Source organism: Dellaglioa sp. CoH-57-MRSF-19 (assembly GCF_056781975.1).
The window spans coordinates 1-1161 of the sequence record NZ_JBXAXW010000024.1 but is presented as its reverse complement, the minus strand read 5'-3'; the positions used below and the strand labels follow the sequence as shown (position 1 = coordinate 1161).

Annotated in this window: 3 protein-coding genes; all 3 read right to left on the bottom strand. The window is 57.8% G+C overall.

Translation table 11 applies throughout. The features are described 5' to 3' along the window. Positions 1 to 63 precede the first annotated feature (63 nt). Positions 64 to 246 (bottom strand): hypothetical protein, encoded by a 183-nt coding sequence (locus AC1RO3_RS07915; RefSeq protein WP_281116309.1) that lies wholly within the window; start codon positions 244 to 246, stop codon positions 64 to 66. A 162-nt stretch (positions 247 to 408) separates the two neighbouring features. Beyond that, complete coding sequence (locus AC1RO3_RS07910; RefSeq protein WP_281116308.1) at positions 409 to 858, bottom strand: hypothetical protein; 450 nt, start codon at positions 856 to 858, stop codon at positions 409 to 411. After that, positions 858 to 1100, bottom strand: a complete 243-nt coding sequence (locus AC1RO3_RS07905) for a hypothetical protein (RefSeq protein WP_281116307.1) — start codon at positions 1098 to 1100, stop codon at positions 858 to 860. The genes AC1RO3_RS07910 and AC1RO3_RS07905 overlap by 1 nt, the downstream gene beginning before the upstream one ends. Positions 1101 to 1161: the final 61 nt, after the last annotated feature.

The following is a 1161-nucleotide window of genomic DNA, read 5'->3' as shown; positions in this document are numbered from 1 at the left end:
GCTCACCCACTTCGAGGTCCGCGATGTACGTCGGGAACCGCTTTTGTTCCTGAATATCGACTCTCATGTGTTCTCCCCGGTCGGCATCGGCACATGCTTCACGACGAGCATCGACACATCGAACAGCGTGTGGACGGCCTGCACGGTAACGACACCAGTATCCCCATCGGGGCTCAGTCGCGCGCCCTCAACCAGACCCTTGACCGTAGCCATGTTCCCGATCGCAATCTTGTCGCCTTCTGCCATCGTGAGGTCGCCCACGAAAAACGAGATGCGCAGACGATCCCCGATCGGGATCACCCGGGACCCGGAACTCAAGCTCCACATTCGGCTCCATGTTGCTCGGATCGGTCAGGGCCACGCCCGAGATACAGCCATAGACGCCTACAGCGTCGCCAACACGAAAAATCATTTCAACTCCTTCCAGTAGTTAGACGGGTCGATACCGGCCTCTGCCAGTTCCTGTTCCCCGAAACCGTTACGCAAATCCTGTTCCATCAGGTCCCATACACGCCGCGCGTTATCGCGTAGCCACAGCATAGCCCGGTAGTCGGAGCCACGGGCCCGCAGCTCGTTGACCATGGCACCAAACACGCGATGAGGACCACTGTAAAACGCACCAGTTCCCGCATCGTGCAGAACAGGGCTCTGCGCGTTCACGTCATTCACGAAAGATCGACGCTTTTCGTATTCGAACGTGCCGTCCACACCCTCCCGAATCTGGTGATATGTGTCAGCCTCGCACACGGTCCACGCGCACCAGCCTTCACGGCCCACGATACGATACCGGAACTCGTGGCGTGCGAACCGTACTTCACCGTCCTCGGTCACCACGAGCTTCACGCGATCGTCTCTCATCAACCCTCCAGCGCGAACTCGGCGCGGACCACAGCACGCACCTGAGTATCCGCCTCGAACGGGAGCACCGTGCCCAGCTTCGACGCGTACGTGGCACCACGTTCAGGGTCCACAGCTATGCACAGCGCAACGCCCTCGGTGTTCTTGAACCAAATGCGCGAATCCCAGCAAAACATTTCGTTGCGCGGAATGGCCTCAAACACCGTCATGGGCCGTACTTCATCCTTCAACACGATCTTCATTTTCGCTCCTTATTCAATATTGGACAGTTTACCAACACCTTGATTCTTTTGTCAAGGACTG

Bases quoted from the DNA above. Each gene is read 5' to 3' on its own strand.
- AC1RO3_RS07915 (WP_281116309.1), bottom strand. From the start codon at position 246: ATGGCAGAAGGCGACAAGATTGCGATCGGGAACATGGCTACGGTCAAG.
- AC1RO3_RS07910 (WP_281116308.1), bottom strand. From the start codon at position 858: ATGAGAGACGATCGCGTGAAGCTCGTGGTGACCGAGGACGGTGAAGTA.
- AC1RO3_RS07905 (WP_281116307.1), bottom strand. From the start codon at position 1,100: ATGAAGATCGTGTTGAAGGATGAAGTACGGCCCATGACGGTGTTTGAG.